This is a genomic window from Erysipelothrix sp. HDW6B (assembly GCF_011301115.1).
GTDB lineage: Bacteria > Bacillota_I > Bacilli_A > Erysipelotrichales > Erysipelotrichaceae > Erysipelothrix > Erysipelothrix anatis.
In genome coordinates this window covers 817,991-842,272 of record NZ_CP049860.1, presented here as the reverse complement: position 1 = coordinate 842,272, position 24,282 = coordinate 817,991, and the positions used below count along the sequence as shown (strand labels likewise).

The 24,282-nt window shown below is 36.4% G+C and carries 29 protein-coding genes; 2 read left to right on the top strand and 27 right to left on the bottom strand.

Going from position 1 to position 24,282, the window contains the following annotated elements:
• Positions 1 to 17: 17 nt before the first annotated feature.
• The 6 genes from G7061_RS04325 to G7061_RS04300 all read right to left on the bottom strand — a co-directional run bounded on the left by G7061_RS04325 (position 18) and on the right by G7061_RS04300 (position 4,701).
• A complete protein-coding gene (locus tag G7061_RS04325; RefSeq protein ID WP_166119235.1) occupies positions 18 to 950 on the bottom strand; it encodes an NADP-dependent oxidoreductase in 933 nt (310 codons plus the stop codon).
• Positions 951 to 1,184: 234 nt separating this feature from the next.
• Positions 1,185 to 2,000: an undecaprenyl phosphate translocase family protein gene (locus tag G7061_RS04320; protein ID WP_159641013.1), complete on the bottom strand. Its 816-nt coding sequence runs from the start codon at positions 1,998 to 2,000 to the stop codon at positions 1,185 to 1,187.
• Position 2,001: 1 nt separating this feature from the next.
• Positions 2,002 to 2,355: a hypothetical protein gene (locus G7061_RS04315; protein WP_159641016.1), complete on the bottom strand. Its 354-nt coding sequence runs from the start codon at positions 2,353 to 2,355 to the stop codon at positions 2,002 to 2,004.
• Positions 2,352 to 2,702 (bottom strand): DUF2304 domain-containing protein, encoded by a 351-nt coding sequence (locus G7061_RS04310; RefSeq protein ID WP_159641019.1) that lies wholly within the window; start codon positions 2,700 to 2,702, stop codon positions 2,352 to 2,354. The genes G7061_RS04315 and G7061_RS04310 overlap by 4 nt, the downstream gene beginning before the upstream one ends.
• A gap of 3 nt (positions 2,703 to 2,705) precedes the next feature.
• Positions 2,706 to 3,401: a glycosyltransferase family 2 protein gene (locus G7061_RS04305; protein ID WP_159641022.1), complete on the bottom strand. Its 696-nt coding sequence runs from the start codon at positions 3,399 to 3,401 to the stop codon at positions 2,706 to 2,708.
• On the bottom strand, positions 3,370 to 4,701 hold the full coding sequence (locus G7061_RS04300; RefSeq protein WP_159641024.1) for a glycosyltransferase family 39 protein: 1,332 nt from the start codon (positions 4,699 to 4,701) through the stop codon (positions 3,370 to 3,372). Before G7061_RS04300 ends, G7061_RS04305 begins: the two co-directional genes overlap by 32 nt.
• A gap of 653 nt (positions 4,702 to 5,354) precedes the next feature.
• Here G7061_RS04300 and G7061_RS04295 point away from each other — a divergent pair.
• Complete coding sequence (locus G7061_RS04295) at positions 5,355 to 5,558, top strand: cold-shock protein (protein WP_159638344.1); 204 nt, start codon at positions 5,355 to 5,357, stop codon at positions 5,556 to 5,558.
• Between the two features lie 111 nt (positions 5,559 to 5,669).
• On the top strand, positions 5,670 to 5,897 hold the full coding sequence (locus tag G7061_RS04290; protein ID WP_166119229.1) for a CsbD family protein: 228 nt from the start codon (positions 5,670 to 5,672) through the stop codon (positions 5,895 to 5,897).
• 74 nt (positions 5,898 to 5,971) lie between these two features.
• On the opposite strand, the gene G7061_RS04285 is transcribed toward G7061_RS04290, so the two are convergent.
• The 21 genes from G7061_RS04285 to G7061_RS04185 all read right to left on the bottom strand — a co-directional run bounded on the left by G7061_RS04285 (position 5,972) and on the right by G7061_RS04185 (position 24,273).
• Positions 5,972 to 6,832 (bottom strand): phosphorylcholine transferase LicD, encoded by an 861-nt coding sequence (locus tag G7061_RS04285; protein ID WP_166119216.1) that lies wholly within the window; start codon positions 6,830 to 6,832, stop codon positions 5,972 to 5,974.
• 349 nt (positions 6,833 to 7,181) lie between these two features.
• The gene (locus tag G7061_RS04280) at positions 7,182 to 7,955 is read right to left on the bottom strand and encodes a hypothetical protein (RefSeq protein ID WP_166119211.1); all 774 of its coding nucleotides are present in this window, start codon (positions 7,953 to 7,955) and stop codon (positions 7,182 to 7,184) included.
• Positions 7,956 to 8,727: 772 nt separating this feature from the next.
• Positions 8,728 to 9,183 carry a hypothetical protein gene (locus tag G7061_RS04275; protein ID WP_159638336.1) on the bottom strand — a complete coding sequence of 152 codons (456 nt, stop codon included), beginning with the start codon at positions 9,181 to 9,183 and terminating at the stop codon, positions 8,728 to 8,730.
• 93 nt (positions 9,184 to 9,276) lie between these two features.
• Positions 9,277 to 9,486 (bottom strand): hypothetical protein, encoded by a 210-nt coding sequence (locus G7061_RS04270; protein WP_159638334.1) that lies wholly within the window; start codon positions 9,484 to 9,486, stop codon positions 9,277 to 9,279.
• 4 nt (positions 9,487 to 9,490) lie between these two features.
• Positions 9,491 to 10,336, bottom strand: coding sequence for an N-acetylmuramoyl-L-alanine amidase (locus G7061_RS04265; RefSeq protein WP_159638332.1), 846 nt, complete (start codon positions 10,334 to 10,336; stop codon positions 9,491 to 9,493).
• On the bottom strand, positions 10,336 to 10,746 hold the full coding sequence (locus G7061_RS04260; protein WP_166119202.1) for a hypothetical protein: 411 nt from the start codon (positions 10,744 to 10,746) through the stop codon (positions 10,336 to 10,338). The genes G7061_RS04265 and G7061_RS04260 overlap by 1 nt, the downstream gene beginning before the upstream one ends.
• Complete coding sequence (locus G7061_RS04255; RefSeq protein WP_159638328.1) at positions 10,743 to 11,003, bottom strand: hypothetical protein; 261 nt, start codon at positions 11,001 to 11,003, stop codon at positions 10,743 to 10,745. The genes G7061_RS04260 and G7061_RS04255 overlap by 4 nt, the downstream gene beginning before the upstream one ends.
• Entirely contained in the window at positions 11,000 to 13,072 is a 2,073-nt protein-coding gene (locus G7061_RS04250) for a hypothetical protein (RefSeq protein ID WP_166119197.1), read from the bottom strand. Before G7061_RS04250 ends, G7061_RS04255 begins: the two co-directional genes overlap by 4 nt.
• Before the next feature lie 4 nt (positions 13,073 to 13,076).
• Positions 13,077 to 14,807, bottom strand: coding sequence for a phage tail spike protein (locus G7061_RS04245; RefSeq protein ID WP_166119191.1), 1,731 nt, complete (start codon positions 14,805 to 14,807; stop codon positions 13,077 to 13,079).
• Positions 14,804 to 15,466, bottom strand: a complete 663-nt coding sequence (locus G7061_RS04240) for a phage tail domain-containing protein (protein ID WP_159638322.1) — start codon at positions 15,464 to 15,466, stop codon at positions 14,804 to 14,806. Before G7061_RS04240 ends, G7061_RS04245 begins: the two co-directional genes overlap by 4 nt.
• Positions 15,466 to 18,519: a phage tail tape measure protein gene (locus G7061_RS04235; RefSeq protein ID WP_166119186.1), complete on the bottom strand. Its 3,054-nt coding sequence runs from the start codon at positions 18,517 to 18,519 to the stop codon at positions 15,466 to 15,468. Before G7061_RS04235 ends, G7061_RS04240 begins: the two co-directional genes overlap by 1 nt.
• A gap of 109 nt (positions 18,520 to 18,628) precedes the next feature.
• Positions 18,629 to 18,985, bottom strand: a complete 357-nt coding sequence (locus tag G7061_RS04230; RefSeq protein ID WP_159638318.1) for a hypothetical protein — start codon at positions 18,983 to 18,985, stop codon at positions 18,629 to 18,631.
• Between the two features lie 41 nt (positions 18,986 to 19,026).
• On the bottom strand, positions 19,027 to 19,662 hold the full coding sequence (locus G7061_RS04225; protein ID WP_159638316.1) for a major tail protein: 636 nt from the start codon (positions 19,660 to 19,662) through the stop codon (positions 19,027 to 19,029).
• A gap of 8 nt (positions 19,663 to 19,670) precedes the next feature.
• On the bottom strand, positions 19,671 to 20,018 hold the full coding sequence (locus tag G7061_RS04220) for an HK97-gp10 family putative phage morphogenesis protein (RefSeq protein ID WP_159638314.1): 348 nt from the start codon (positions 20,016 to 20,018) through the stop codon (positions 19,671 to 19,673).
• On the bottom strand, positions 20,008 to 20,346 hold the full coding sequence (locus tag G7061_RS04215; protein WP_159638312.1) for a hypothetical protein: 339 nt from the start codon (positions 20,344 to 20,346) through the stop codon (positions 20,008 to 20,010). The genes G7061_RS04220 and G7061_RS04215 overlap by 11 nt, the downstream gene beginning before the upstream one ends.
• A gap of 2 nt (positions 20,347 to 20,348) precedes the next feature.
• Complete coding sequence (locus G7061_RS04210; protein WP_159649109.1) at positions 20,349 to 20,717, bottom strand: hypothetical protein; 369 nt, start codon at positions 20,715 to 20,717, stop codon at positions 20,349 to 20,351.
• Positions 20,656 to 20,952, bottom strand: a complete 297-nt coding sequence (locus G7061_RS04205; RefSeq protein ID WP_159649110.1) for a hypothetical protein — start codon at positions 20,950 to 20,952, stop codon at positions 20,656 to 20,658. Before G7061_RS04205 ends, G7061_RS04210 begins: the two co-directional genes overlap by 62 nt.
• 1 nt (position 20,953) lies before the next feature.
• Positions 20,954 to 21,244 carry a hypothetical protein gene (locus G7061_RS04200; RefSeq protein ID WP_166119179.1) on the bottom strand — a complete coding sequence of 97 codons (291 nt, stop codon included), beginning with the start codon at positions 21,242 to 21,244 and terminating at the stop codon, positions 20,954 to 20,956.
• Positions 21,245 to 21,253: 9 nt separating this feature from the next.
• Positions 21,254 to 22,393, bottom strand: a complete 1,140-nt coding sequence (locus G7061_RS04195; RefSeq protein ID WP_166119176.1) for a hypothetical protein — start codon at positions 22,391 to 22,393, stop codon at positions 21,254 to 21,256.
• Between the two features lie 13 nt (positions 22,394 to 22,406).
• On the bottom strand, positions 22,407 to 23,120 hold the full coding sequence (locus G7061_RS04190) for a head maturation protease, ClpP-related (RefSeq protein ID WP_166119172.1): 714 nt from the start codon (positions 23,118 to 23,120) through the stop codon (positions 22,407 to 22,409).
• Positions 23,104 to 24,273 (bottom strand): phage portal protein, encoded by a 1,170-nt coding sequence (locus G7061_RS04185; RefSeq protein WP_166119167.1) that lies wholly within the window; start codon positions 24,271 to 24,273, stop codon positions 23,104 to 23,106. The genes G7061_RS04190 and G7061_RS04185 overlap by 17 nt, the downstream gene beginning before the upstream one ends.
• Positions 24,274 to 24,282 lie beyond the last annotated feature (9 nt).

The following is a 24,282-nucleotide window of genomic DNA, read 5'->3' as shown; positions in this document are numbered from 1 at the left end:
ATTATAATGATATCACATTATAGGATGTTTGAGGTATCATTTATCAAAACAATTTTTCCGTTTGTTTGTTTTCGCTCAATTTTTTCATGTGCATCCCGAATAGCCTCAACCGACATTGGAACAATTTCGCCAATGATTGGGTGAAGACTTCCATCATCCAGTCTCGCTACGAGTGCTTCCAATACCTCCACCGATGATTTATTACTAAAGAATCGAACTTTATCTGACTCAACAACTTTTCCAACTATCGTGACAATACTCCCAGTCTTATTCAACACATCTATACTTTTTATCTGAGTATCATTTCCAATCGTATCAAACACTAAATCAATGTTAGATACTACCGTTTCGAATTGTGTTGTATGATAATCGATTACTACATCCGCACCAAGTTCCAACAAGCGGTCATGGTTCTTTGTGGATGCTGTAGTAATTACAAATGCACCTACTTGGTGTGCAAGTTGAATCGCAATACTTCCAACACCACCCATACCGCCATGGATAAGGACGCGTTGTCCTTGTTTTAAGTTACCATGGATAAATAATCCTTGATAGGCAGTAGCTGCAGCTGTTGGAAGTGTCGCCGCAGATTCATAGTCAATGCTATCAGGAAATTTTGCTAGGCGATTTTGGGGTACCACTGTAAATTCACTATAGGTTCCTTGATCCTTAGGCGCAGGATCGCCTACAACACGATCGCCAATTTTAAATTTGGAAACCGCCGAACCCACCGCGATTACATCCCCTGCCACATCACGTCCTAGGATTTTGGGAAAGTGTTTATTTGGAAAACCTAGCATCAATCCAGCTCGGATTTTGGTATCAATCGGATTTACGGATACTGCCTTCACTGCTATTAATACTTGGTCAGATCCAACTTGTGGAATCTCTAGTTCAATTTCATGCAGTGTATCAACACCGCCAAATGTATCGATTGCGATTGCTTTCATAATTTCACCTCTAGTATTATTTTAGCACATAGATTCAATCTGTCATCACCCGTACTTCAGACACTTACTTTTTATGAGAATTAACGTTTGGGGTCATCATAATCACACGGACATGGGTTTACACCATAGTAGTTACGAGGCTCAAATACGCATAATAAAAAAAGGCCCTCATCATAGGGCTATGATGAGGGGCCATTACTGACTGCTGATTCGATTTGAATTACGAACCTTATTCTAGTTCTTATCGAATACTTTCGTGATGAAAGTAATGCAAAGGAAACCTGCAATACCAAAGACTAAGCTCAATAGTAATTCCGGAATTGATCCAAATGATATCTCCGCGAACATACTTATGCAAGATCCTAAGATTAGCCCGAGTATTGAAACATACACAGTTTCTTTGTGATTTGCGATAGCATATTCAATGAATCGCGTAAAGAAAATGACACCCAGTAATATTCCCAAAAGTAATGGAAACAAAAACTCTAAATCAAATGTTGTGATACTTGTTAGGGTTTTCTCGTAAATTCCAAAGACAAGAAATAGATAGGAAGTCGATAAACCTGGAAGAATTAGGGCAACCGATGTCGGAATCCCAATTAAAACCAGTGAAACAAAGCGGAACATACCACTTGCTTCCATAATATTGACCAAACGTCCTTCTGTATAAGTAAGAAGCATCACTAATAAGAACGACACAACAAATGCCATGACATGTCCAAAATCAATTTTAATTCCTTTTAGTAACTTACCAATTTCTAAAACACCACTGAGAATAACACCCAGGAAGAATGTCATCGCATAACCACTATACAAGGATAAAATGATACTCATAACCCCTGCAAAAAGCGTGATTCCGGTCAAAATTCCGAATGCCATAACACAATAATATGCTAGTCTATAGGGTTTAAATTGTAGTAATTGGTTTAATGCATGGATTGCATCGTCAAAGACATTAAGAATAATCATCATCGTCCCGCCGCTTAATCCCGGAACTAAAAATGAAATTCCAATTAAAATGCCTTTGATAAAACTTTTCGTATACGACATGTTACTTTCCTTTTATGTTCATCACAAAAATCCCTGCAACAATTAATGCGATTCCAATCATTTTCCAAACCGTAATACTTTCACCAAGAAAATAGTGTGAACCGGTTAAAATTAATATATTTATTACCGCAACGGATAATGGATAAATAAATGATAAATCAGATTTTTGGACAATTAATAGCCAAAGAATAAAGCTAATACCATAACATAGAATTCCTAAAATCGATTTAATACTGAGGGACACGGATAGTACACTATTGATGTACGTCGCTCCCTGTGTTCCTGCTGTGCCGCCTAATTTAAACAGAATTAAACCAGCTGTCGATAAGATTACATATATGATAAATAAAATCATAATTCAGACTCCTTGTTCTCGCGTGCTTTCATCAAAGACACTTCTTGTATTAGTGTTTTTGAAAGTAATTTTTGTTTGTGAATTGTCATATTTTGTTTAAATATAATGATTAGCATTACAAGTAAACCTGCAAAGAAGACAAAATTTGATGGTGTTTCAAATCCAAGTGTCATTGATAAATCCATCGGTATTGATGGAAATAATGAGCACAAGAAAATTCCCAAAGCCATGATGAGCCAAAAGAATCCATCACTGATTCCAAGTTTTTGTTTTTTTAATGATAAGATAACGATTACTAATATTAGCAATGACGTTATCCCTAACACAATTCTTAAACTGTCTGTCATCTGCTACCTCGCCATACTTGCAATTATTATTGACAAGCCTACTTTGATCATATACTTAACAGAATTTAATGCGCGTATTGATGAGACACCAAACTCACGCTCAAACATTGTTACACCAACTTCCTTGACCGTATAGCCACGTTTGATGACATGAACAATACTTTCTGGCTCTGGATATTCCGTTGGGTATTCATCAGCAAAATACTCGATTATGTCGCGGTTGCATGCGCGATTCCCCGATGTTACATCGAGGATTCGCTTACCTGTTGTGATTTTAATCAACGTTGATAGAATTGTAATCCCAACACGTCTCATAAAGGATGATTGAAATTCACTACTGCTATCCGAGACAAAGCGAGATCCAATTACAAGCTCACCTTCCTTGGAAACAATTGCGTCGATAAGCGTTTGTACTGAATCAATATCATGCTGACCATCACCGTCAAATTGAATTGCAATATCATAATCATTGTCTTTCGCATAACGGTATCCGGTCTGAACTGCACCACCGATTCCTAAATTCTTTACAAGCGTCACGTGATTGATATTGTGTGCTTTCAAAAGCTCGTCTGTATTATCCTTGGATCCATCATTGATGACCACATAGTCAATATCAGGCCGTGCTTGGTTGATTTTTGCAACTAGTGAAACAATGCCTTCGCCTTCATTATAGGCTGGGATTATTAGTAAGACTTTCATTTCGCACTTTCACCTTTCGTTTAATGAATTCATAGAATGTTCCCAGTTCAACCATCAGTGCCACAATCATCAGGAAATGAAGCGTGGCCGCATATCGATTAAACGAGAATGTGAAACTATAAATTATAAGGTTACCATAGTACAGCGACCCGAGTAGGAACATCAATGTTCGCGTTTTCTTCGAAATAAAGAATCCAATCATTGTTGCTAGAATTCCCACTTTGATTAAGCGCGGATGGAATGTACCTAAAGTCTCGATACCAAACACTGAATGCCAGTAAAAGTAGGATTCGACCATTTCTTTTGGTTTAGAATAAACGGTGCTATAAATGTAACTTTTCAGATTTTCACTACGCCATGCATCAAGGCGGGCACTTGCAAAGAGCGCATCATGCTCTAACGCAAAGTACTTACGCATATAACTTGGTGTATAGGTATCCGTTTCAGGATCGTAATACCCTTCACGAGCCTTATCGAAATCATCTTGAATACTTTCTAAAAATCCTTCATCTCGAGACGGATCTGGATATCCATAGCCTTGATAAGTCCCTAAAAGTGTTGGATTCCCTGCTCCATATGTAGTCGGGATAAAATGATCAAATTGAATATAGTTACGAATTGTCCATGGAATCAGGAATGCAATAAGAATCGAGAACATAATGAGTCCATGTTTGAACCAAAGCTTGATTGGATATCTTTCTAAGAGCAGATAAATAAAAGCAAATGCCGGATACACACCAAAGTTCGCTTTCAATAAGAACCCAAACATATAGTAGAAACTAACCCACAGTAAGTCTTTCAACGAGCGAGACTTCGCTAATTTTATGGTATAGTAGACCGCAAATACAAACGCAAATTGAAATGCTGATTCCGTAAGGACAAGATTATCCATCCAAATGTATGGCGGAAGTATAAAAAATAGCATACCCAAATAGCCAAACAGCGGTTTTGCATACATTCTAATAATCGCATAAACTCCGGCTGCAGAAGCAACACCGAAGACAAACATCAAGATTCTTCCGAGAATAAGCGTTCCTTCGAACGTTCTTCCAAAGATTGACAGAATTGCTAACATCCACGTCAAAAGTGGCATAATCTGCGCACTACGGACTCCGTGCATAATGAGCTCTCCTGTTTTAGCAAAGTGCATACCACTCAAAACATAGTTTGCATCATCACTATCGAGATTGTAAGTAGCTCCTAGGTCAAAGAAAGCCGCTACCCTCACTGCAAATAATAAAATAATAATCCCCCAAAAGATATATTTCTCAGTCGTCATTTCCTTAAAATATTTTTTCACGATATTCACCCCATGTATTTATTCACGTATATTTTATTATAACATATTAACTTTTTTATATACATAAGTTCATAACTTTCATTAGAATCAAAAAACTTTGTCTTATCATTGATTTTAGAGGTTCTTATCGAACACTTATACCAGGCTCAACGCACTTCGATCCGACATTACTGATTTTCAACGGAAAACCTGAAACGAGATAATTCTAGAATGATAAGGTATACCTTTTTGGATTACAAATTTGTTTTCCCCTATTCTAGAATAATCCCATCGTCCCATACAATACAACATAAAAAAACACACCAAAGGTGTGTTTACTTATCTTATTGGCGTCCTCGGAGGGATACTAAAAATAGATGTTTATGATGGTGCTTAGTATTAGAAAAGGCTACTAAATAGTGCGTTTCGGCTAATCTAAATTTTCCGATTTATTTACTTGTAGGGGTTCTGTAGGGGTTTTTACCAGTAGATTATTTCCTCAAGAATTAACTTAACAATCACCATGCTATTTCTATAAACAACAATCCCAAATATAATAACTTGCTTTTAGTCATAGATACTGATACAATAAAAACAACATATGACTAAACACATTAAATAATACCTAACACCTGTTATTATATGAGACATATTTTAGAGGGAGGTATTTTTTTATGGAATCAGGAAAAGTAAAATTCTTTAACGCTGAAAAAGGCTTTGGCTTTATTATCGTTGACGGATCAAACCAAGAAATCTTTGTTCACTTCTCAGCTATTGCTGAAGAGGGTTACAAATCATTAAACGATGGACAAGCTGTTTCATTTGATATGGTCGAAGGCCAACGTGGAATGCAAGCAGAAAACGTACGTAGTTTATAATTTCGGTACACAGCTAAGAAGGAGCAATTGCTCCTTCTTTTTATTAAGATTATATTAGTTACATTAAACTAGAATTTGTGTTACTCTTTTAGTAGAAAGTGAGGTATTCAAATGGCAGATAAAGGAACTGACGACAAAGTATTAGGTAAAGCTAAAGAAATTGTTGGTGATGTAACTGGTGATGACAAAACCAAAGCCGAAGGAATTATTGACCAAGTAATTGGAAAAGCTAAAGAAGTCGCTCACGATATTAAAGAAAAATCAGAAGATGTTGTCGACGATGTAAAAGATGCTACAGAAAATATAGTTGAAGACATCAAAGATAAATTTAAAAAATAGCTCGAAAACGAGCTATTTTTTTATTAGTCTACATCTATTTACAATTATATATTCAGAGGGTATCAGTTTTTATGTCAGATTTTCATATTTATTTTTTCATTAAACTCCAATTCAATTAATCCATGATGAGGTTTTCTTTGACTACTTGGCGGGAAAGAAAGATAATCTCCATATGTGTTATGCAGTATGAATTGATAATTATTAGGGATGGGCAGAAGTATCTTTTCAAAAGCATAATAAGAAGGTCTAAGATGATCATGTATTCGCCTTCTATATTCTCTGTATGTTTTAAATCCCTGAGTCATATGCGTTACAAAATCTGAATCACTATGTGTATCATTGTATTTCGTCATGACTTTGGTTTGCATTCTGTTTAACTCTTGCATTGAATTAAGAGATAGAGGGCAATGTATATTCGCTCTCTCCCATAACACTTTATCATTATCCCTGAGTAATTTAACGCGCTTTAACTTCGCTTCTTGTAGAATGTTAATTTCTTCTTCATGCAATCTTATTGCATCAATTGAGGATGGCATAACATCATAGGGGAATATATCAATAAAAATTCCATGATGTATATCGAGATGTGACCATTCTTCTTGTATTGCCTTCGAATTATTCAAACGAAGGCGAGTAAATGAATGGACATATTGCGGGTCAGTGGTATAATTTTGAACAAAAACTTGATCATTATTCCAATTCTTAGTCAATTCTAAAAAGACATCATAATCCCATCTAAGCATCGCTATATCTATATCATCATCCCATGGAATGAACCCGCTGTGTCTTACTGCGCCAATAATTGACCCGAAATCCAGCGTAAAGGGAATCATGTGTTTTGAACAAAAATCATTAAACTCTTTTAACAAGTACAGTTCGTTTAATTGCAACTTTCTGATCAACTCTTTTGACAACGTTTGATCGGAAATAATCATATTTTCAGACCTCCTTTTAAAATCAGAAATCCATAAATATTAGACTAATTAACCTTAGTATATCACTATTAACTCAAATACCCTAGTCATAGGTCATTACAGTAAGTATTATAATAAAAAACACTCTCAGTTAAGAGAGTGGATGATCATTTTTTCTTCTAAAATCTTCTCGTAGCATAATTTGGTTTCTCATAGTTAAGACAACATATGCTTCTCTAATCACCAGAAGAACAATTATTGATTGGTAATTGTCAACAAATAATTTACTCAAAATAAAATAGAATAAAACTACATCTAACGCAATAATCAAACCATCTGAAATCTTCAATCTCAATCACCTCTAACTAGTCTAATACCCTGGGTTGGCATAATAGTAGTAAGTATAATATTTGCTACCTGTAAACGATTGATTTCCCACGTATGTTATCATCTGCCAGGTGTTTTTTGCAGCTGGTGCAGCTGAGTGTAAAGCTTCCCATTTATTTGTTTTTACTGGAGCTAGATATTTTCCAGCCACGGAAGCGACTACCCCTGCTGCAACCGCAGCAACAAGAACGGCTTTAACAAATGTCAATGTAAATGCTGCTTTTATCGCAGCCACGGAAAGTTGACCAATAGAGCTTAACTTTGTAATTGCAGTAGTAAGCCCTGCACTTGTTCCGATAAATGCAATATTTTGATTATGACTCGTATTCACGACCCCAATAAATCTATCAGCTCTATAACCTGTTGTGGGAGGAATCACATCCCAATACGCTTGTGCCATTTGTCTCGACTCCACTTCAGGAGCTACCACATCTTCGACAAATATTTGACTATAATTAGACAAGTAAGTTGTTATCGGATGTTGAGAATTATCTAAAGACTGCTCTGTAACAGCCTCTAAATAGTCTTCTGGTGAATACTTATAACCCGCAACTTTAACATATGAGTCATCTTTAGCATGAATTATTTCTATTTCTTCTCCACTATTTTTTATAACAAACCTGACACCTTCACTGTGTTCTGATGCAGTTAATAACTCATCGGTAATTTTCCCCTCTGCACTAACAGGAATGACCATCACCAATAACAAAAAGAAAGATAAAAGCGAGACACTGCATAGCTTAAAAAGCTTATTCATTTCACTTCCTCCTAAGACCTTTCGGTTCATGATGTGACCATACCATAAATCAAATAAGTTTTGTTAAGAAAACGTTTGCATTGTTGTTTTTGATGATTAATATGTAAAAAGCGCCTTGGAGAAAGGGCGCTTTTTGTACCAAATAATCCCCACCGATCATTTGATTTACAGTTATATACATATTTCTTTATCTGATTAGATAAAAGAGTTGAGAGACAGTATATAACCAATTGTGAATGTACTGATCACGTACATCAGGAAGAAAGGAAGTTCTTCATTGTTCCTTTATCAAATAGCTATTATAGGGAATACTATTCAACAGTAAAATTGTACTTGAAGCTGTACCATTAGTACATAAATCATGTTTAAGTTGTTGAATTCAATGACTAAAGTGTATATGAATATACAATAAAAGACCTCCAATTTGTATACGGAAGTCTTATGCTAAACGATCCACCTAGGTGTACTCTAAGTAGATTATATATATGAGTGAGTAAGCAGTATAAAGCGATAGCTATATTTCTTACAAACATATTATATCATAATTTTAGAATTAGTCCCCATAAGTAAAAAAACACGCCCAGGGGGTGGCCGTGTTTCCGAAGGTGGGTTGAGTTGGAATTCAACCACATGTTAAGCTTAGAATAGTATATGATATTATTTATATTAATCTGTCTTAACAAATTAAATTATAAATTATTTTTTATATAAATCAATAGCCATATTTACTCGTTTGTAATATCCTTCCATATTCATTCACCATCCACAATTATTAATCATTAAGTATCTCTATTTTAAAGTTTGAAGCTTCGAAAGATTTATAAAATGAAATTAGTTCTTTTTTTGTCGGCCCTTCCACTCCTTTAGAAAACGCAAAAATTTCATCCAGTGGATTCACAGTTAATTTCATTAAATTAATTCCGTTTAATGAAGCAAATTCAATTATTTTTTCTACAACGAAAGTAGCTAAACCTAAATTCCTATACTCTTCATATGGTACATATAGTATTTCTATCTTCACAGATTTTTCTGTCAAAAATCCGTCTGTAGTATAAAAATCAACAACAATAACTTCCTTATTATTACTTTTATCTATCAGGCAAAAAGAATAACTAATATCTGTTCTATATTGAAGATCCTTAACTGATTTTGAATTACCGCCAAATTTATATTCAAATTCCCCTTCAAGATTTCCCGGGGTTCCCCAACCTTTTATTATCTCTTCCACGACAACACCTCCACTATTACCTTTCACTATATTTGTATACTACTCTTTTAACACTAAAAAAGCCACCCTCAATCAAGAGAGTGGCTTTTTCTTTTACTTTAATACTATTTTTAATAATGCAGCAACTACGGCACCAACTACAGCAAGAACTAACCATCGCTGGTTATCTTCAAGTTTTGTGGTTCTTCGTTCAATATCTTTAAACCGACCATTCACACTGTCATCGATTTTACTTTCTAAATTAACAACACGTTTATCTACTTTATGAATGGCATCCAACAGACTTAATTCTTTTTCATCCATAGGACTATCCTAGAATCTCGTTTACACGCGCTTGAACTTCATCTGCATCATACCCTTCAGCACGTAACTTATCATAACGGGCTTGACCATTACCATAGTCGCCACGAATTACTGCATGCGCTACATCATCGACTGATTTTGTAGGTGTTACTCCGCCGTTGATAATGTCCTGGATAGCATAGTAGTCATAACCTGCATTTGTAAGACGATTGTAACGATCATCACCATTACCCCAATCACCACGCATAACTTCTGATGCAATCTGTTCATTTGATTTAACAACTGGCTCAGGTTTAGGAGTTGGCTTCACTTCTTCTGAAGTTCCGTTTAATGCAATGTTGTAGTATTTGATAATATCGTTGACGATAGCGCTCATTCCCTTACGCTTGTAGAACGAACCGCATGAGGTGTATACAAACTCACTATGTAATCTTACGGTCTTTGTGGATGGATACAAGCCCAATTGAGCCATTGCGTATCCAAGATACTTAACAAAGTTAACGTAACCTTGTTCAATGTCCTTTTCAACTAATTCGACACCAATTGAACGTTGGTTAATATCCTTATCTCCAGCATGGTGTGATACATCACCAAAACGGACCGTTTCATAAACTTCTTTTGCGTCGGCAACTGCATTGAATGAGTTTGTACCATTGTTGTTCGCAAGGTTTTCTGCTTCATTGACTGCAGGCGCGGTGTTAGCTGTTGTATGAATAACAACCATCTCAATTGGTTTGCGATGTGCTGCACTTGATGCACGTGTTGATCCGTAAACTTCACTTACTTTTTCTGTGAAGTTTTGTTTAACGGTTAATCCCACTTGTTTTACGTAATCTGCGAATTGTAACATTACTTGTCCTCCAGGTACTCATACGTACCGCTTTCTGTTTTAATTACTTTATTCTCATCAATAGTTGTTGGTTGTTTAAAAATTAATAGAAATAATGCGAAGATATCTTTCACGTATACGGCAACTGATCCCGTAATAACGACTGTAACCGCCTGTACGAGTGTTAAACTCGCTCCATTAACATTGACACTCAAGTCATCACTTAGAGCTGCCATGACGGAAAGAACCGCGATTGCCGTGTAAATTAATAATCCTTTATACAATCCACGTTTCAGATAGTTCCAATTCAATTGATTAGATTGTTGTGCATGACCTGCACCTAGTAAATTCTTCGCTAAGATTGCTAGCGGTAATAATGATAAAGCGACCCATAACGGATCGCTCTTAATAAATAATATGATTTCGTTCATGATTGCTCCTTTGTGTCGTTGTCGACATCTGATTGTGTTGGTTCATTGCTTATTTCAAGAATCTTCTCTTGTACTGTTTTCCAGTAAAAAATTTCTGAATTCAATTCATCAACTTGATTTTTAACAAGATTCCGATTATTCATTGCCTCACTAAGTTTCAATTGTTCAGACTCCACGATTTCATTAAGTTCCTTTAATTTTGGGTTAATGTTTTTTAGATCATCTTCCAATTTACTGATGTGCGCTTCAATCATCATTTCCACCTTCCTTCCGCAATAACTGTTTTCCACCCGCCAGTGAAACCATAATTTACAGGTCGCATTTGGTAGATTCCCCAAACTCTTGTTAAAGATATGTTGTCATATCCGAATTGGGCACCTTGACATGATGCTATAACTGCTGGTGGAGCTCCAACAAATGGAATAGGAAAAGTCCAATCACTATTACCAAAATATCGAGTAAACATTGCTTCCCATTTTGATGGCGGTGAGGCATTGTCAGCGTTTAATGATATCCTTTGGACGAGCCGTCCACTCTCATACTTCCACCACTCTCCATTTGAATTTGAACCGTGATCAATAAGGTAGTCTGCGATTGTATTATCGGTTGTAATCTTTTTCCACTGAGACCAAATAGGAACTGTTCCATCTCCTGTGCCCATTTTCCTACTGTAAATTGTTCCGTTTAAGTTTTCGAAAGTTTGCCATGCGTAAAGCCAAGCTCTATTTGGAGATGTTAAATCAGAATAATCACGTAAATTTCTAACAATTAAATACCCTGCACCAGCTTTAGGACTATTAATTGAATTATCAGCGTTAACCGAGGTCGGTATAACATAAATTCCTTGCCTCCAATAATTATTAAAATCAAAAGTACCTGTGATTTCGATTGGAATTGAAAAGAAATCTTTTATTGGATCATTTTCATTTTGGTAAGCCTGACCTTTTACTTGAAATGTATTAGACCCTTTATTGTTAATCATTCCAACACCAACGTCACCATCCCCGCCTATGTATAAGTCAACACTTCCACTCGAAACACTAAAAGAATGAACATTGTCGCTTGTTACCTTGTCTTCGACTTTAATATTAATGACGTGAGCCTTATTGACGTCGACATTTGTTAATGTATAACCTACAGCAAGTTGGTCTTGGGTTATCGTTGTATAAGACCCGATTCCAATTTGAACCTTAAGGATTCCATTCTTGGATAAAAGTGAATTGAACCCAATAGTAGCCTTTATGAACACATTGGTGCCTAACAAGTCATCATTGCCTGCGGCATTTACACGCTTCAATTGTTCCATTTTGACTGTGGGTCTACTATAAGCAATTGCAGTTAATCCAGTGTTCTGATTTATTGATCCACTTTTTTGATGGTTATCTGTCCATTGAACACCAATTATTAGTGGATTTTTCGTAACAGCATGAGAGGTTGATGCACCATTTTTATAAGCACCATTTAGTGCTGTTTTCCAGTTCTGACTTGCGACCCACATGTTCGAATAGGGTTGCGCATTAGCGGTTGCTGTTACTTTAATTTGAGTAAAACCAAAAATTACAAGACCTCTAACATCACTATGCATAGATGCAGGCTGTACCAATTCATGCCGTAATGTTGGATGTTGATACGGTATATCCCAATTAATATTTGATGTATATGTTTGAGTACCAATTGATTTACCACCGACAAAACTCTCCACCTTAAATGAGAAAGCCTTAACATTAGTATTCTCAAAACTTTCAACCATCGTTTTGTATTGTGCGTCAGTAAGAGGAATCGTGGTTGACTCGTTTGCACTAACTTGTTTACTCCAAATGTCGGTACTTCCAGATAATGTAATTTTGCATGAACTTACGGAACTTGGCATCGTTACTGAGTATCCAAATGAACGTGCTCTTAAACTTGTATTCCATCTAGGAGTAAATAACACATGACGCGGAATTGTAGGTAATGTTAAATTGTAACCAAATTCTAAATATCCAAAGCGTGTGAGGTTAAACTTGGTCCACATAGTGATAGCCTTTGTTCCATCAGCATTATGTGCAACACTTCTCCATCCCCATGAGTCAACGGCTTTATAACTAGAACTGCTAAAGTCATAGCTAAAATTTGTGGTATAACTCTCTCCATAACATTGAGAGGTAATACTACTATTTGAACTATTGTCCCAGTACCCATCTCCACTTAACTTACGGACACCAAGTTCCCATCGAACTTGCGTGGTATTATCTTGAATGTTTTGTGAACCAATTTCATACCATATTTCAGCAACGTAACGACTATCATTTGGAAATGGTTTACTAATTGCTTTAACCCATGCCATTCAATCACCCAATCTTTCTAGTGTGTTGCCATATCGTTCCGCTTTTCGCTTCATCGGCATTTTTATGTTTCATAATAATGTGATTCCCCATTACGATTCGTTCCAGGACGATAAGTGCGGTTACATCCATCTGCGGAACCCCATTTACAATTTTCCAACTTGAGATTGGGGTACCTTTGTAATTCAAGCTGATGCCGTCGTTGGTTTGTAGAATCGAAAAATCGCTGTCGCTTTTCCCAATTTCTAGCCCTTCATCACTGAAGTTGAAATATGAAGTAAGTAGATCAACTTTTCCATTTTGATCCGCAATTTCTTTTTGAAATTGAATATTAAAATCACTAATTGTTTGCTCAAGACTCGACTTTACGAACTCATCTCCAGCTTCTCTATTAGCAATTTCCATGTTGATTGCATTATTTGAAGATATATCCAAACTCGAACCAACGTCACTTGCGAGCATATTAGTCGTTATTTCACCAGAAGCAATAAAACTAGCATTAAACCTACCGTCTTGTGTCAAGGCATAACTGTAAGGCCCTTCGTAACCGTTCGGAGAAAACGCTAAACCTCCAAGTCCAAGACGCCATACATTTATTGCATCTTCTCTCGGAAGTTTGTCAAGTATCAATATTTCATTATCATCAATGTATACATAACCGTTTTTATTTAGATTATTGATTAAATCAGTTTGTTCTTTACTGAGCTTTATTGATGTGCTTGCTTTTTCTACAGCGTCATTAATAGATTCTTTCATTGAATCAAACTGTTTTTTTACATCACGGTTGTAGTTACCAAAAACAAGTGTCGCTACACGATTTGTCATGACATTATAGACATATTCTTGCACAGTCGTATTGATTTCCAATTGTGGATGTTTCACAACAACTAAATCACCAATAGTCAAGTTTTGATTTACATCACTTTTTACGGTATACATTACCTTCGGAACCTCATTTTCTCTCAAATAAGCAAGAGCATTTGAGCGAAGTTCTTCAATGATGTTATTTTCTGTTTTTTCTTCATCATCAAGTTTTGTGTCGAAGGAAACTGTCTTGCTATAAGGCTGGGGGTATTGAATATTTGAAACAAGAACCTTTTCAGGAAGCATGATTCCATCTCGACCTGTGGGATAAAGCATGGTTACTACCTGGTTCCAGTTTTCTACAACTTCTATGGATTCGAGTTGTGAACCATAAGTTAAACTAACTTGTCGATCTACTGCCACATCTTCTTTAAATGTTACATTGAAGTTGTCTGCATCGAATACACCAGCCCACCGCTCTTCGATTACAGACCAAGCTTGAATCAATGTCTTGCGAATGAAATATGCTGTGTTTGCCCCGACTACATTTGAAGTGAGCGTAAAAGGACTAGGATTATCCGTAGCATCATTAATATAGTTTAGTGCACTTATAGCACTCATATTAACTGGCCGAACATCTTTAAGGAATAACCGATCTGCATCAAACATAACATGATGAGCCTTAAATACGATTGTTCTTCCTTTAACCTTTATCCCATCAATTCTAAATGCTTGTAAATTAATTTTCGACTTTGATTTTGTAACGCAGAGATTATCTTGTTTGATATGATCTGCATACTCAACCGATACTTCTGCATCGATATACCAACCATTCAATGATTTCTTTTTTGTCTCGATCAGTTTAAGTGGTTTGATTGCAATGTTACCATTACTACTAAAATCTTTATCAGTAGGATTAAATATGCGAATCATAACCATCTATCCTTACGCCGAAACAAGACGTTACAGTCACCACTATGTAATTTAACCTCGTTCTCCCCTACGTTTAATTTCGGATACTCCCACCCAATTTTAAGTTGGCGATTACGAAGGAGGTTTTCAAATAAAGCATTCTTCGTTTGACAATCGATCAAGACATAATCTTCACCGGCAGGAAATTCATAATCAAACCTTGTACCATTAATACTAATATCCACCTTCGCAGCAAGTTTTTTTTCTAATCGGATAATTGGTTCCGAATATACTGTTCCAGTATTGATGCTACTTTTATCAAATATATCTTCTGCATACCAAAATGCATCTCGAATAAATGATATTTTCGCTTCTCGTATTGTTACAACCCTTCGGACATCGATTTGCGAATAAAAGTGACCGAAAGTGTACCGATTCTGGTACTCTATTTTTACCTTTCCAGTAAACAACTGAAGTAATCTATCGACTTTTGAAATGTCGAGAATTTGAATATCGAATGATTTCTCGATAGATGAATACCCAAGTTCAACATAAACTTGCTCTGAAGAACCTTCAATATCAGTCTTTTCAACTTTTAAAGGAGCCCTACCAACAATGTGATGAGGCTCCTTTATGAGGATTCCAAGTTCTTTTTCAGTTATTCCATTAAATTTAATCATTACATTACCTCCAAGAGTCGATTGTCTACTAGTTTTGCGATTCCATCGTCGGCGACTTCGAATTTTAACCCTGTGAATACGCGTCGCATCACAGAGGCAAATTGTTCATAATCAATAAGGTCATGCTGGGCCGCACCACCTGAACTCGTCAATGGCGTTACTTGAGCATTTCCACCACCAACTGTTAAAAGTTCCGCTCCTGCTTCACCAACGATTGCTGAACCACGAACAAGATTCCCTCCATGCTGAAGATATGCGATTTCTCCAAAATTAACCCCTGCACCCCCAATGCCAGGCACCCAATCTGGCACCTTAATTTTGTTGAGTGAACGAATGACACCATTCATCATTGAAATGACACCATTAATAGGTCCTTTAATAATTCCAGCTATCGAAGAGAAAATCGTCGCAATCGAATCACGAATATTCGTAAATGTCCGATAAATAAAGTCACCGGCGTATTTGAATCCATCAATTATTGATGAAATAACACCGTTAACAATCGATGAGATTGTGTTGAATATGTTTCTAAAGAAATTTGCGAGCGGATTCAATACATTAGTCTGTACATACTGCGATGCACTCGACCAAGCATTGCTAAATGTATTAGCAACATTTTGAATGAACGTATTTATATTAGTAAATATTCCGATAACAAACGATTGGATTGCAGTGAATATGTCTGTAAATGTCGTTTTTACTATTTCAAGAATGTTCTTAATTGCATTCATAAAGTTATTGAAATGTTCAGTAACTGCATCTATGAATGATTTAATATTAGTAGATACTATTTCAATAAATGAGTCAAAATTAGACTGTACAGATTCAATAAATTGATTGAACCATGTCTTTATAGACTCAACAGTTTCTGCTATGAATACTTTGAAGTTAGTAAAACCAACTATCAAAGTATCGATAAATGGACTGATCATATTCCATAGTGATTCTAAAAGCATGGCAACGAGTGCAACGATTAGAATCCCAACATTTTTGAGAAAATCAATAGGTCCATTTAATAAAATTAGTAATGAACTTATAAATTCACTAACATTTGTAACTATAGTCTCAATAAGTTGTGTCATAAAATCTAAGATAAATTGTTTAAATATACCGAATTTTTCAGAAATAGAAGCGATAAATAATTCGATGTTTGCACGAATTGTTGTAAAAAGCCCCTGAAACCAGGAAGCCATTGATTCGAATGAACTCATAAACCATTTAACAATCCCTGTTACCAACTCATTAAACCACTTCCCAAAATCATCAAATACTTTACTCATTGATTCAGCAAGTTTCTTTGTATATGATGCGATAGCATCCCAATTAAGAACAACAATAGCAACAAGTGCTGCAATTGCAGCTCCAATCGCGACCACTGCAGCGACTGGGGAAGCAAGAGCGGCTGCTACTGCTGCTATTCCTCCCTTAATGGCCACAAATGCGGGTTTTAATATTGGCATAATTTTTGCAACCAACCCAACAATAGCTCCGACGCTCGTAATGATTTTCCCTAAAAATATTAGGATTGGACCAATTGCTGCGGTTACACCTGCAAATCCGACGACAATCTTTTGAATTGCAGGATCTAAATTTGATAGCCACGTCGCTAGTCCTTGTAGTTTTTCAAGCATCGAGTTAATACTTGGAAGCAAAATATTCCCTACTGTTATCGCTAGATCATTAAGGCTGTTCTTTGTTATTTCCCACTGAGCACTTGTAGTTTCCAAAATATTTGCATACTCGTTTGTAAGTGCCGTATTTTCTTCCCATGCAGATTGAGACATCGTCAATGAATTTGAGAATAACTCATTCGCACCTGCTGCTTTTAAAAGCGCATCACGCATTCTCACTTCTTTGATTCCCATTTCATCTAACATAACAATTGCGCTAGTACCTTGTTTTTCAGCATTTGCAAGACCGTCAATGAACGCTAGCAACGCATTGGCTGCATTATCCTCAAAGGCTTCTTTAAACTCCTGACCGGTCATGCCTGCCATTTTTGCAAAGGCTTCTAAATCGTCTCCACCTAATTCTGTTGCAATTTGCATATTAGATAGTAATTTGCTGAATGCACTTCCTCCAGCCTCTGCTTCAATACCGACACTCGATAATGAGGCACTAATACCAAGTATTTGTGCTTCAGTAAGTTTAGCTTGAGACCCTGCCCCTGCAAGTCTTGATGCCATTGCCATAATTTCTGCTTCAGTTGTTGCTGAGTTATTACCCAATGCGACCAACGACGAAACAAGGCGATCAGTATTTGACACAGACATTCCCGTTACATTGGTAAATCTAGCAATTGCATTTGCGCCTTCTTCTGCAGATAAGTTTGTTGTTTCTCCGAGTTTTATCATTGTCTCGGTAAACATTAAAATGTCTTCAGTTTTGATTCCGAGTTGACCTGCGGTCTCTGCAACCCCTGCAATACTTACAGCTGCAGTTGGCATTTGTTTTGCCATATCGCGAATACCGAGTTCAACTTCTTTTAGTTGCTCCGGTGTTCCGTCAACCGTTTTCTTAACCCCTGTAAATGCTTTCTCAAAATCCATAGCACTTTTAACTGATATGCCACTTGCAGCAGCGTATGCCGCACTAAAGACTGACATTTTTTTACCTGCATTAGTTAGTGCATCCCCTTGCTTGCTTAACTTATCGGACATATCTTTTAGTGATGCGGTACCTGCATCAATTTCTTTTCGTACCGACTCTAGATCTTTTCCGTATTTATTTAAGGTTGCCTGGGCACCTTTAAGCTGTGCTTCTTTATCCCTGATTGCATTGACGTCCTTGTTTTCAGCCTCAAGTAGTTTCTTGTGTTCTTCAGTTAGAATTCGAACTTTATCACTTTGAATTGTGTATCGATCACTTAAAAATGTCAGTCTGTCTGCAAGCTTTTGAGATGTTTTCGTATTTTCATCCCATTGGGATGAAGCAAGTCGAAAGGATTGATAATTCTCTTTGGCTGCTGAACTTACTTCCTTGAGTGTTCCAACGAGACGCTGTGCACCTTGTTCATCAAATATGACCCCTGCTCTTGTCATATCGTTTGACATTATTTGTCTCCTTTAATTGAAGCGTGATATTGTGCCATTTCGTAAAAGTCAGTTGGATTCATATTCATAACTTCTTCAATGGAAAGTCCCATTTGAAGTCCTGCATACTTTATTTTTGTGTAATTTGTTTCTTCTTTTTCTTCTTGCGGGTTGTAGTACTCGACGATGTTTGCTTTTTTTGAAATGCATCTACTTTTTCCTCATTTAACTTTAGAAACTTGTTAATGCGTTCTGTTTGGTCGTTTCCAATAAGGCGTTGTGCTTGTTTAACAGTTAAGACTTCGTCAACATTTGATGCGATTACCGCGTAAACCAAATGACCATATGCCTTTACCCTGTTCTTAGGATTCTTAATATCTTTTTCGAACGCTTTAACACCGCCTTCGTACTCGTCAAGTAACATTGATGTATTAAACGACCAATCAAGTTTAATATTTTCACCTGTTTTTAATGTAATGATTGTCATATTTGACTCCTTTTGTAATTAAAAAGAGAGCTTTCGCTCTCTTACACTTCTGGCAATGGTGCTTCTCCTAAAGCAATAGCTAAATCTTGTGGGGTTAGAATAGGCTTTGCAAAGAACTTATCCTCTGTAAGTCCTTCAGGGGCAATATCCATTTCAGTATCAACATAAGTCTTGAAGTCTTTTGTTTCATTGAATGCATAAGCACGAATGGAAAGTGTTTCGTTCTGCTCTGAGAAAGACTCCTCCGATGTTTTTGATTCATCTGTGTTACTTACTAGTTTACACTTCGGATACCATGTATACCGAACCACTCCATCTTTTTTAATCACAGGTACTCCAACTGCGAAGTAAGGACGCGTTGCAGATCGCCCGCTAAGTACTAGACCTTTTGCATCTACTTTTTCGGCACGCAGTTTTGCAAGATCAGTTGGATCAAATGCTACGACCTCAACTTCTAATTCGATGCTTGAACTCTGATCTACTGTATCGTAATCGATACCACTTGAATTGACTGTTGTACTTTCTGCGTTTTCGCTAGTACCTATTGATTTAATAATAGGTGACTTAATGGTTTCTTGATAATTTACAGGATCAAAGTCATCATTTTCGACTTGATTCATAATGTTATAAAAGAATGCGCCAACAGTAAGTTTTAACTTTGGTTTTTTTTGTTTCATAATTCCTCCTATAGGCCTACTACATCGAGCATGGCTCTGTTTATTTTCGCTGCATTTCTATTAAATGTTGGAACTAGATGCGGTTGATCCCTTGATTTTCGAGTACCGAATTCTACAAGAGGCCCGTACCATTTCCCCCATCCTACGATTGTCTCGTTTCCAACATGCTTATAAGAAAATGTATCAATAAGGTGTGTATATCCAGGACTTCTTATACTAGACATCGGTTTAGGTAAGCGTCTTAAGTGCTTTACTAGCTCTGATGCACCAGCCTCACGCATTTTTTCTGTGTTTTCAAGCTTTTTAGCAATCTCTAATAATTGATCAGATAAATCTAACAGTCCGTCAAAGGACATTTTCAATCACCTGTATTGCAAAGGCACTGTGTACGGTTCTTGTTTCAATATCATGCTCATGAGATACAACAGGAGTAATTCCTATTTCATTTAACTTTTGCAATAACTCCATAAGCTTTGGATTACGCGGTGTTTTAGAAATAAATGACACCTGGTATGTAACTATCGTTGATGATGATAAGCCCGATGCATTATTAGGTTCCCACAGAAAATCCCAGTACACAACTCGCGGTATTTTTGATTCAAAGTCCTTGTTGAACATTGAATCGGCAACAGGGATTTTTAAATCATTGAGTATTTCACTCAATTTTCCTTTAGAAAACTCCATACTTATACCTCCAGTATTGGATTTGGGTAATATGTTAGCGTAATGTCACTGATTGCAAACCCATTTTTATCGTAACCGTGAAAAATATTGAAAATCCGATAGTAAACTTCTTCCAATTTAACTACATATCTGGAGTCAATATTCGGAATCTGTTGAATCCGGATTTTTCGAACTTCATGATTGCTTCGAGTTTCAAACTCAAATTTTAATTTGTCCCCGATTGATATTTCGTTATACCAAATCGCAACAAACAAAGGTTTAAGATAATCTAACGGATAATCTCCTCTAGTTTGATTTTCTTCATAAAGCTCAATCTTTCCGCTCGTGTAAGATGGGATTGAAGTACTTGATTTGGATTTCGGTATATTCACCAGCATACACCTCCTTGAATTCCGCTAGGCGCCCATGTCGTCTGTAATTAACATAATTCTTCAACAACACACGAGCCTGCATATCTTTGTCGTAATCTATTTGTGACCCTGCTATGCGCTCAATGTCATAGATGCCTTCTTTTAAGTATGTCGCAATCATCGAATCAGTATCAAAAGGAGATAAAGCAAATTCTTGCCTTACCTCCTCAATGATTTTCTTGATAATTTCATTCATACTAATCAGCTTTTAGTTTAATAAATGCAGTTTGATGCATATTTTTCCCCAAAAGTGTTGCAATACGTTCATTAGATGATTCTGGATAAGTTTCATCAACTTCATAAACTTTTCCAGAAATTGCATCAATAAATTTAACGACAACTACAAATTCTTTTGTATTTACAACTTCATCTTTAGGCGTATCTTCAGACACGTCAATAGGTGTTGCTTCTGGTGCATTGTCGCTAGTTAAATCCGTTGGAATTTCTGAAGTTCCCACTTCACTTTTTTTGTTTTTAACTTTTGGCATAAGACCCTCCTAAACTGTTGGTGCAGTTTCTGCTGCTTGAGTGATAACGCTTGGAATTAACGGTTCGAGCTTATTAATATCTAATAAGACCGCATCATCATTTGATACAAGACGACCATTACCATACGCAACAATGATATAGGTACGTGTGTGATCTAGGAATTTAAATTGATCAGATGATTCTGCGTTAACTTTTGAGAAGCCGGCGTTGTATTTTTTCGGTAATAGAACAAGTGCTTGCCCATCTTCAACGTGTTTACTTGGAACAAATACAAATTCTTTTGGTAACTTCGCTTTTACATAGCCTTGAGGTCCAAGAACATGAGTGGCTTTAAAAATTCGTGTGTCAATTTCATTTTGATTAGCGATAACAATAACTTTATCCACATTTCGGTCACCTTTGCGGTTTAAAATTGGCAATACATCTTTACCAAATGATTCTGGACCAAAGTCTGTAATCGCCACAGGTGTACGTTTTGGATATACTTCATCTACCACAGAACCTTTCAAATCACGATCAATTCCGATTGGCGAGTCTTTACCAGTACCAGTGATGAACCCTTCCTCTGCACCTTCTGAAAGTGCTTCTTCAAGAATTGTTCGCATGAACTTATCAATCCACTTATAACCAAGATCAATAATTCCACGAGGAATAAAGGAAAATGCTGTGAGTTTTGCAGCGGTTAGATCAATATCACTAATTTTTGCTTCTAATTCCGATGTAATTGATGAAGTAATTTTCCCCCAAACAGCTTTCCCTGTAGATTCAGATAAAATCCATTTTTTCAGTCCTGCTGGCGCCCAGTTCAAATGTATGAACAATGGGTGGTTTTTCTTGAGATCCTCAAACACGAATTCAATTGTTGTTTGTGGGAACAAGGCAGAATCTGATCCAGTTAGTCCCTGTTTAATTGCTGCATCGATGAATGATTCTTCATCTTTTGAAAGTTGGCGAAGTCCAAATTTATCAGCTAATGATGCATCAGCCGATACTTGCTGTGATTGTGTTACAAATTCATTAACTACATCTTGATATTTTTGATCTACTGATGCTTGAATTGCATCAATGATTGCTTGTGATTTATGCTCTTTAGGAGCATTTTCAACTGATTGTACTAATTCTTCAATACTTAATTTACCTAATTTCATAAGGTCCTCCTAGTTAATCAAAATAACCATCCCATGATGATTCTATTTCTATTTCATTTATTTCGTTTTCAAAACTTGTTTCAATTTTACTGCGCAATTCTTTGTTTTCAAGAATTAGCTTAGAAAGATATTGTTCGTCCAAAGATTGTTTTACATCATTACGCTCAACTGCTGTTGCAAAACGCAAATCAAAACATTCTTTAGACGTAAGCCACGTTTCGTTATCCATCAAAGACTTAATGTAATCTTCATCAAGGCCAGTCTTAGATTGATAGATGTTAATGCTTGGAGTTGTAACTTTTTCAAGTAACTCAGCGGCTTTTCGCATTGCATTAGCATCACCAACAGCTGATGACCAAGCGTTATGAATCATCACCAATGAAGACTCAGGAACAACACGTTTCGTTCCTGCCATAAAAATTACACTTGCTATCGAGCACGCAAATCCATCTACGACTGTTTCTACTTCACCTGGAAAATCAGTAAGTTGATTATAAATTGCAAGTCCTTCAGATACTGATCCACCCATAGAATTAATACGAACTGTGACTTTAGGTGTTTCTACCGCTGCAAGTAAATCTTTAAATGAATATGCATCTACTCTAGTTTCATCAGGCCCAAATACTCTCTCCCAAAAATCACCTTTACGAATTTCTCCGTAAAGGTAGATGTTTGTATTCATTTCATTTTCTTTAACAAATTGAAATACATCACTCTTTTGTTTCATTCTCTTCCTCCTTTCCCTCCGATTCGACATTCATATAGTTTTTTGTAACATAACGACGATTTGCCCACTCTTCATCAACCGTTGGTTCATCTAAAGCCTTCATAATGTCGTTATGACTAAACCCAACGCTTCTTAATTTATCGATAGACGTTGCATGAGAAATAATGTTGAAGTATTGAAGCGCGAATTTATTCAAAATAAATCGAGCCCCTTCAAAGTATTCTTGTTCAGTGCTTAATTTTCCATCCAGTTCATTCTGGATGATTTTGATATAAGGCATGCATGCAAAGTTTATGAGATCCGCGGTCCCGTCTGATTTTTCAGTTTTAATTCCGTAAAATACATCTAAAGGGATTCGCGCGGCGGCGGCTGTCGCATCGCCAAATTGCTTCATAAATTTCGTGATATCTTCAGAATTTTTTGAAGTTTTATCTGATACATCTTCTAAATCAATTGCGGATGGAAGAAGAATGATTTCATCATTTTCACTATTAACCTGTCCAGCAAGTTTAGCGGCGTATTCTTTAAATGTTAGTGGGTTTCCCTTTTGATCTGCTAGGGGCATATTTTGATTTTGTGTTCTCAATATTGATTTACGTGATTGGGAGCGTCGATATGACTTTGCAGCAGATGCAATGTAATTACCAACATCTTCATAATAGTTGTTGACGAGGTTTTGAAATTTTTCATTCGGAACTGTAAATTTAAGAATGTCACTGTACGAATAGGACGTTGCTAATTCCTCTGTTTCATCAGCAGGACCCTCAATTACTATTTTTGAATACGTTCTACCAACGGTAACAGATTTGCTTACTTCTGCACTTTTAATCCTGAATAGTGCGCCTCTTGTATTTAGTACCAAACATTCCCCATCAAGCATCATTTTTCGAATAACTTTTATCCAAAATTCTGTAGACGACTCATTAGGGTTTGGTTGAACGTTGAGTATATAGAGAGCGGATTTGGTTTGACCACTCATTTCTTTTTTACTACTTATTTTAAAATCGGCTTTACCAATAGTTTCGGATATTAGCGTCACCGCATGGTCTATCCAAAATTCTTTGATGTGAAGTCTTTTTGCAATATCATCGCCATCATCGAATACCATTGCACCGCCTGAATCACGTTTAAATATTTTGCTAAATAGTGACATACTCACCTC

Excerpts from the sequence above, each read along its gene's own strand:
- G7061_RS04305 (WP_159641022.1), bottom strand. The coding sequence starts at position 3,401 with ATGAAAGTCTTACTAATAATCCCAGCCTATAATGAAGGCGAAGGCATT.
- G7061_RS04290 (WP_166119229.1), top strand. The coding sequence starts at position 5,670 with ATGGCAGATAAAGGAACTGACGACAAAGTATTAGGTAAAGCTAAAGAA.
- G7061_RS04325 (WP_166119235.1), bottom strand. The coding sequence starts at position 950 with ATGAAAGCAATCGCAATCGATACATTTGGCGGTGTTGATACACTGCAT.
- G7061_RS04195 (WP_166119176.1), bottom strand. The coding sequence starts at position 22,393 with ATGAAATTAGGTAAATTAAGTATTGAAGAATTAGTACAATCAGTTGAA.
- G7061_RS04205 (WP_159649110.1), bottom strand. The coding sequence starts at position 20,952 with ATGAATGAAATTATCAAGAAAATCATTGAGGAGGTAAGGCAAGAATTT.
- G7061_RS04215 (WP_159638312.1), bottom strand. The coding sequence starts at position 20,346 with ATGGAGTTTTCTAAAGGAAAATTGAGTGAAATACTCAATGATTTAAAA.
- G7061_RS04285 (WP_166119216.1), bottom strand. The coding sequence starts at position 6,832 with ATGATTATTTCCGATCAAACGTTGTCAAAAGAGTTGATCAGAAAGTTG.
- G7061_RS04255 (WP_159638328.1), bottom strand. The coding sequence starts at position 11,003 with ATGATGATTGAAGCGCACATCAGTAAATTGGAAGATGATCTAAAAAAC.
- G7061_RS04310 (WP_159641019.1), bottom strand. The coding sequence starts at position 2,702 with ATGACAGACAGTTTAAGAATTGTGTTAGGGATAACGTCATTGCTAATA.
- G7061_RS04315 (WP_159641016.1), bottom strand. The coding sequence starts at position 2,355 with ATGATTTTATTTATCATATATGTAATCTTATCGACAGCTGGTTTAATT.
- G7061_RS04295 (WP_159638344.1), top strand. The coding sequence starts at position 5,355 with ATGGAATCAGGAAAAGTAAAATTCTTTAACGCTGAAAAAGGCTTTGGC.
- G7061_RS04280 (WP_166119211.1), bottom strand. The coding sequence starts at position 7,955 with ATGAATAAGCTTTTTAAGCTATGCAGTGTCTCGCTTTTATCTTTCTTT.
- G7061_RS04220 (WP_159638314.1), bottom strand. The coding sequence starts at position 20,018 with ATGTCCTTTGACGGACTGTTAGATTTATCTGATCAATTATTAGAGATT.
- G7061_RS04265 (WP_159638332.1), bottom strand. The coding sequence starts at position 10,336 with ATGTTACAATTCGCAGATTACGTAAAACAAGTGGGATTAACCGTTAAA.
- G7061_RS04270 (WP_159638334.1), bottom strand. The coding sequence starts at position 9,486 with ATGGATGAAAAAGAATTAAGTCTGTTGGATGCCATTCATAAAGTAGAT.
- G7061_RS04320 (WP_159641013.1), bottom strand. The coding sequence starts at position 2,000 with ATGTCGTATACGAAAAGTTTTATCAAAGGCATTTTAATTGGAATTTCA.
- G7061_RS04200 (WP_166119179.1), bottom strand. The coding sequence starts at position 21,244 with ATGCCAAAAGTTAAAAACAAAAAAAGTGAAGTGGGAACTTCAGAAATT.
- G7061_RS04225 (WP_159638316.1), bottom strand. The coding sequence starts at position 19,662 with ATGAAACAAAAAAAACCAAAGTTAAAACTTACTGTTGGCGCATTCTTT.
- G7061_RS04260 (WP_166119202.1), bottom strand. The coding sequence starts at position 10,746 with ATGAACGAAATCATATTATTTATTAAGAGCGATCCGTTATGGGTCGCT.
- G7061_RS04235 (WP_166119186.1), bottom strand. The coding sequence starts at position 18,519 with ATGTCAAACGATATGACAAGAGCAGGGGTCATATTTGATGAACAAGGT.
- G7061_RS04185 (WP_166119167.1), bottom strand. The coding sequence starts at position 24,273 with ATGTCACTATTTAGCAAAATATTTAAACGTGATTCAGGCGGTGCAATG.
- G7061_RS04240 (WP_159638322.1), bottom strand. The coding sequence starts at position 15,466 with ATGATTAAATTTAATGGAATAACTGAAAAAGAACTTGGAATCCTCATA.
- G7061_RS04190 (WP_166119172.1), bottom strand. The coding sequence starts at position 23,120 with ATGAAACAAAAGAGTGATGTATTTCAATTTGTTAAAGAAAATGAAATG.
- G7061_RS04250 (WP_166119197.1), bottom strand. The coding sequence starts at position 13,072 with ATGGCATGGGTTAAAGCAATTAGTAAACCATTTCCAAATGATAGTCGT.
- G7061_RS04245 (WP_166119191.1), bottom strand. The coding sequence starts at position 14,807 with ATGATTCGCATATTTAATCCTACTGATAAAGATTTTAGTAGTAATGGT.
- G7061_RS04230 (WP_159638318.1), bottom strand. The coding sequence starts at position 18,985 with ATGACAATCATTACATTAAAAACAGGTGAAAATATTAAACTTGATTGG.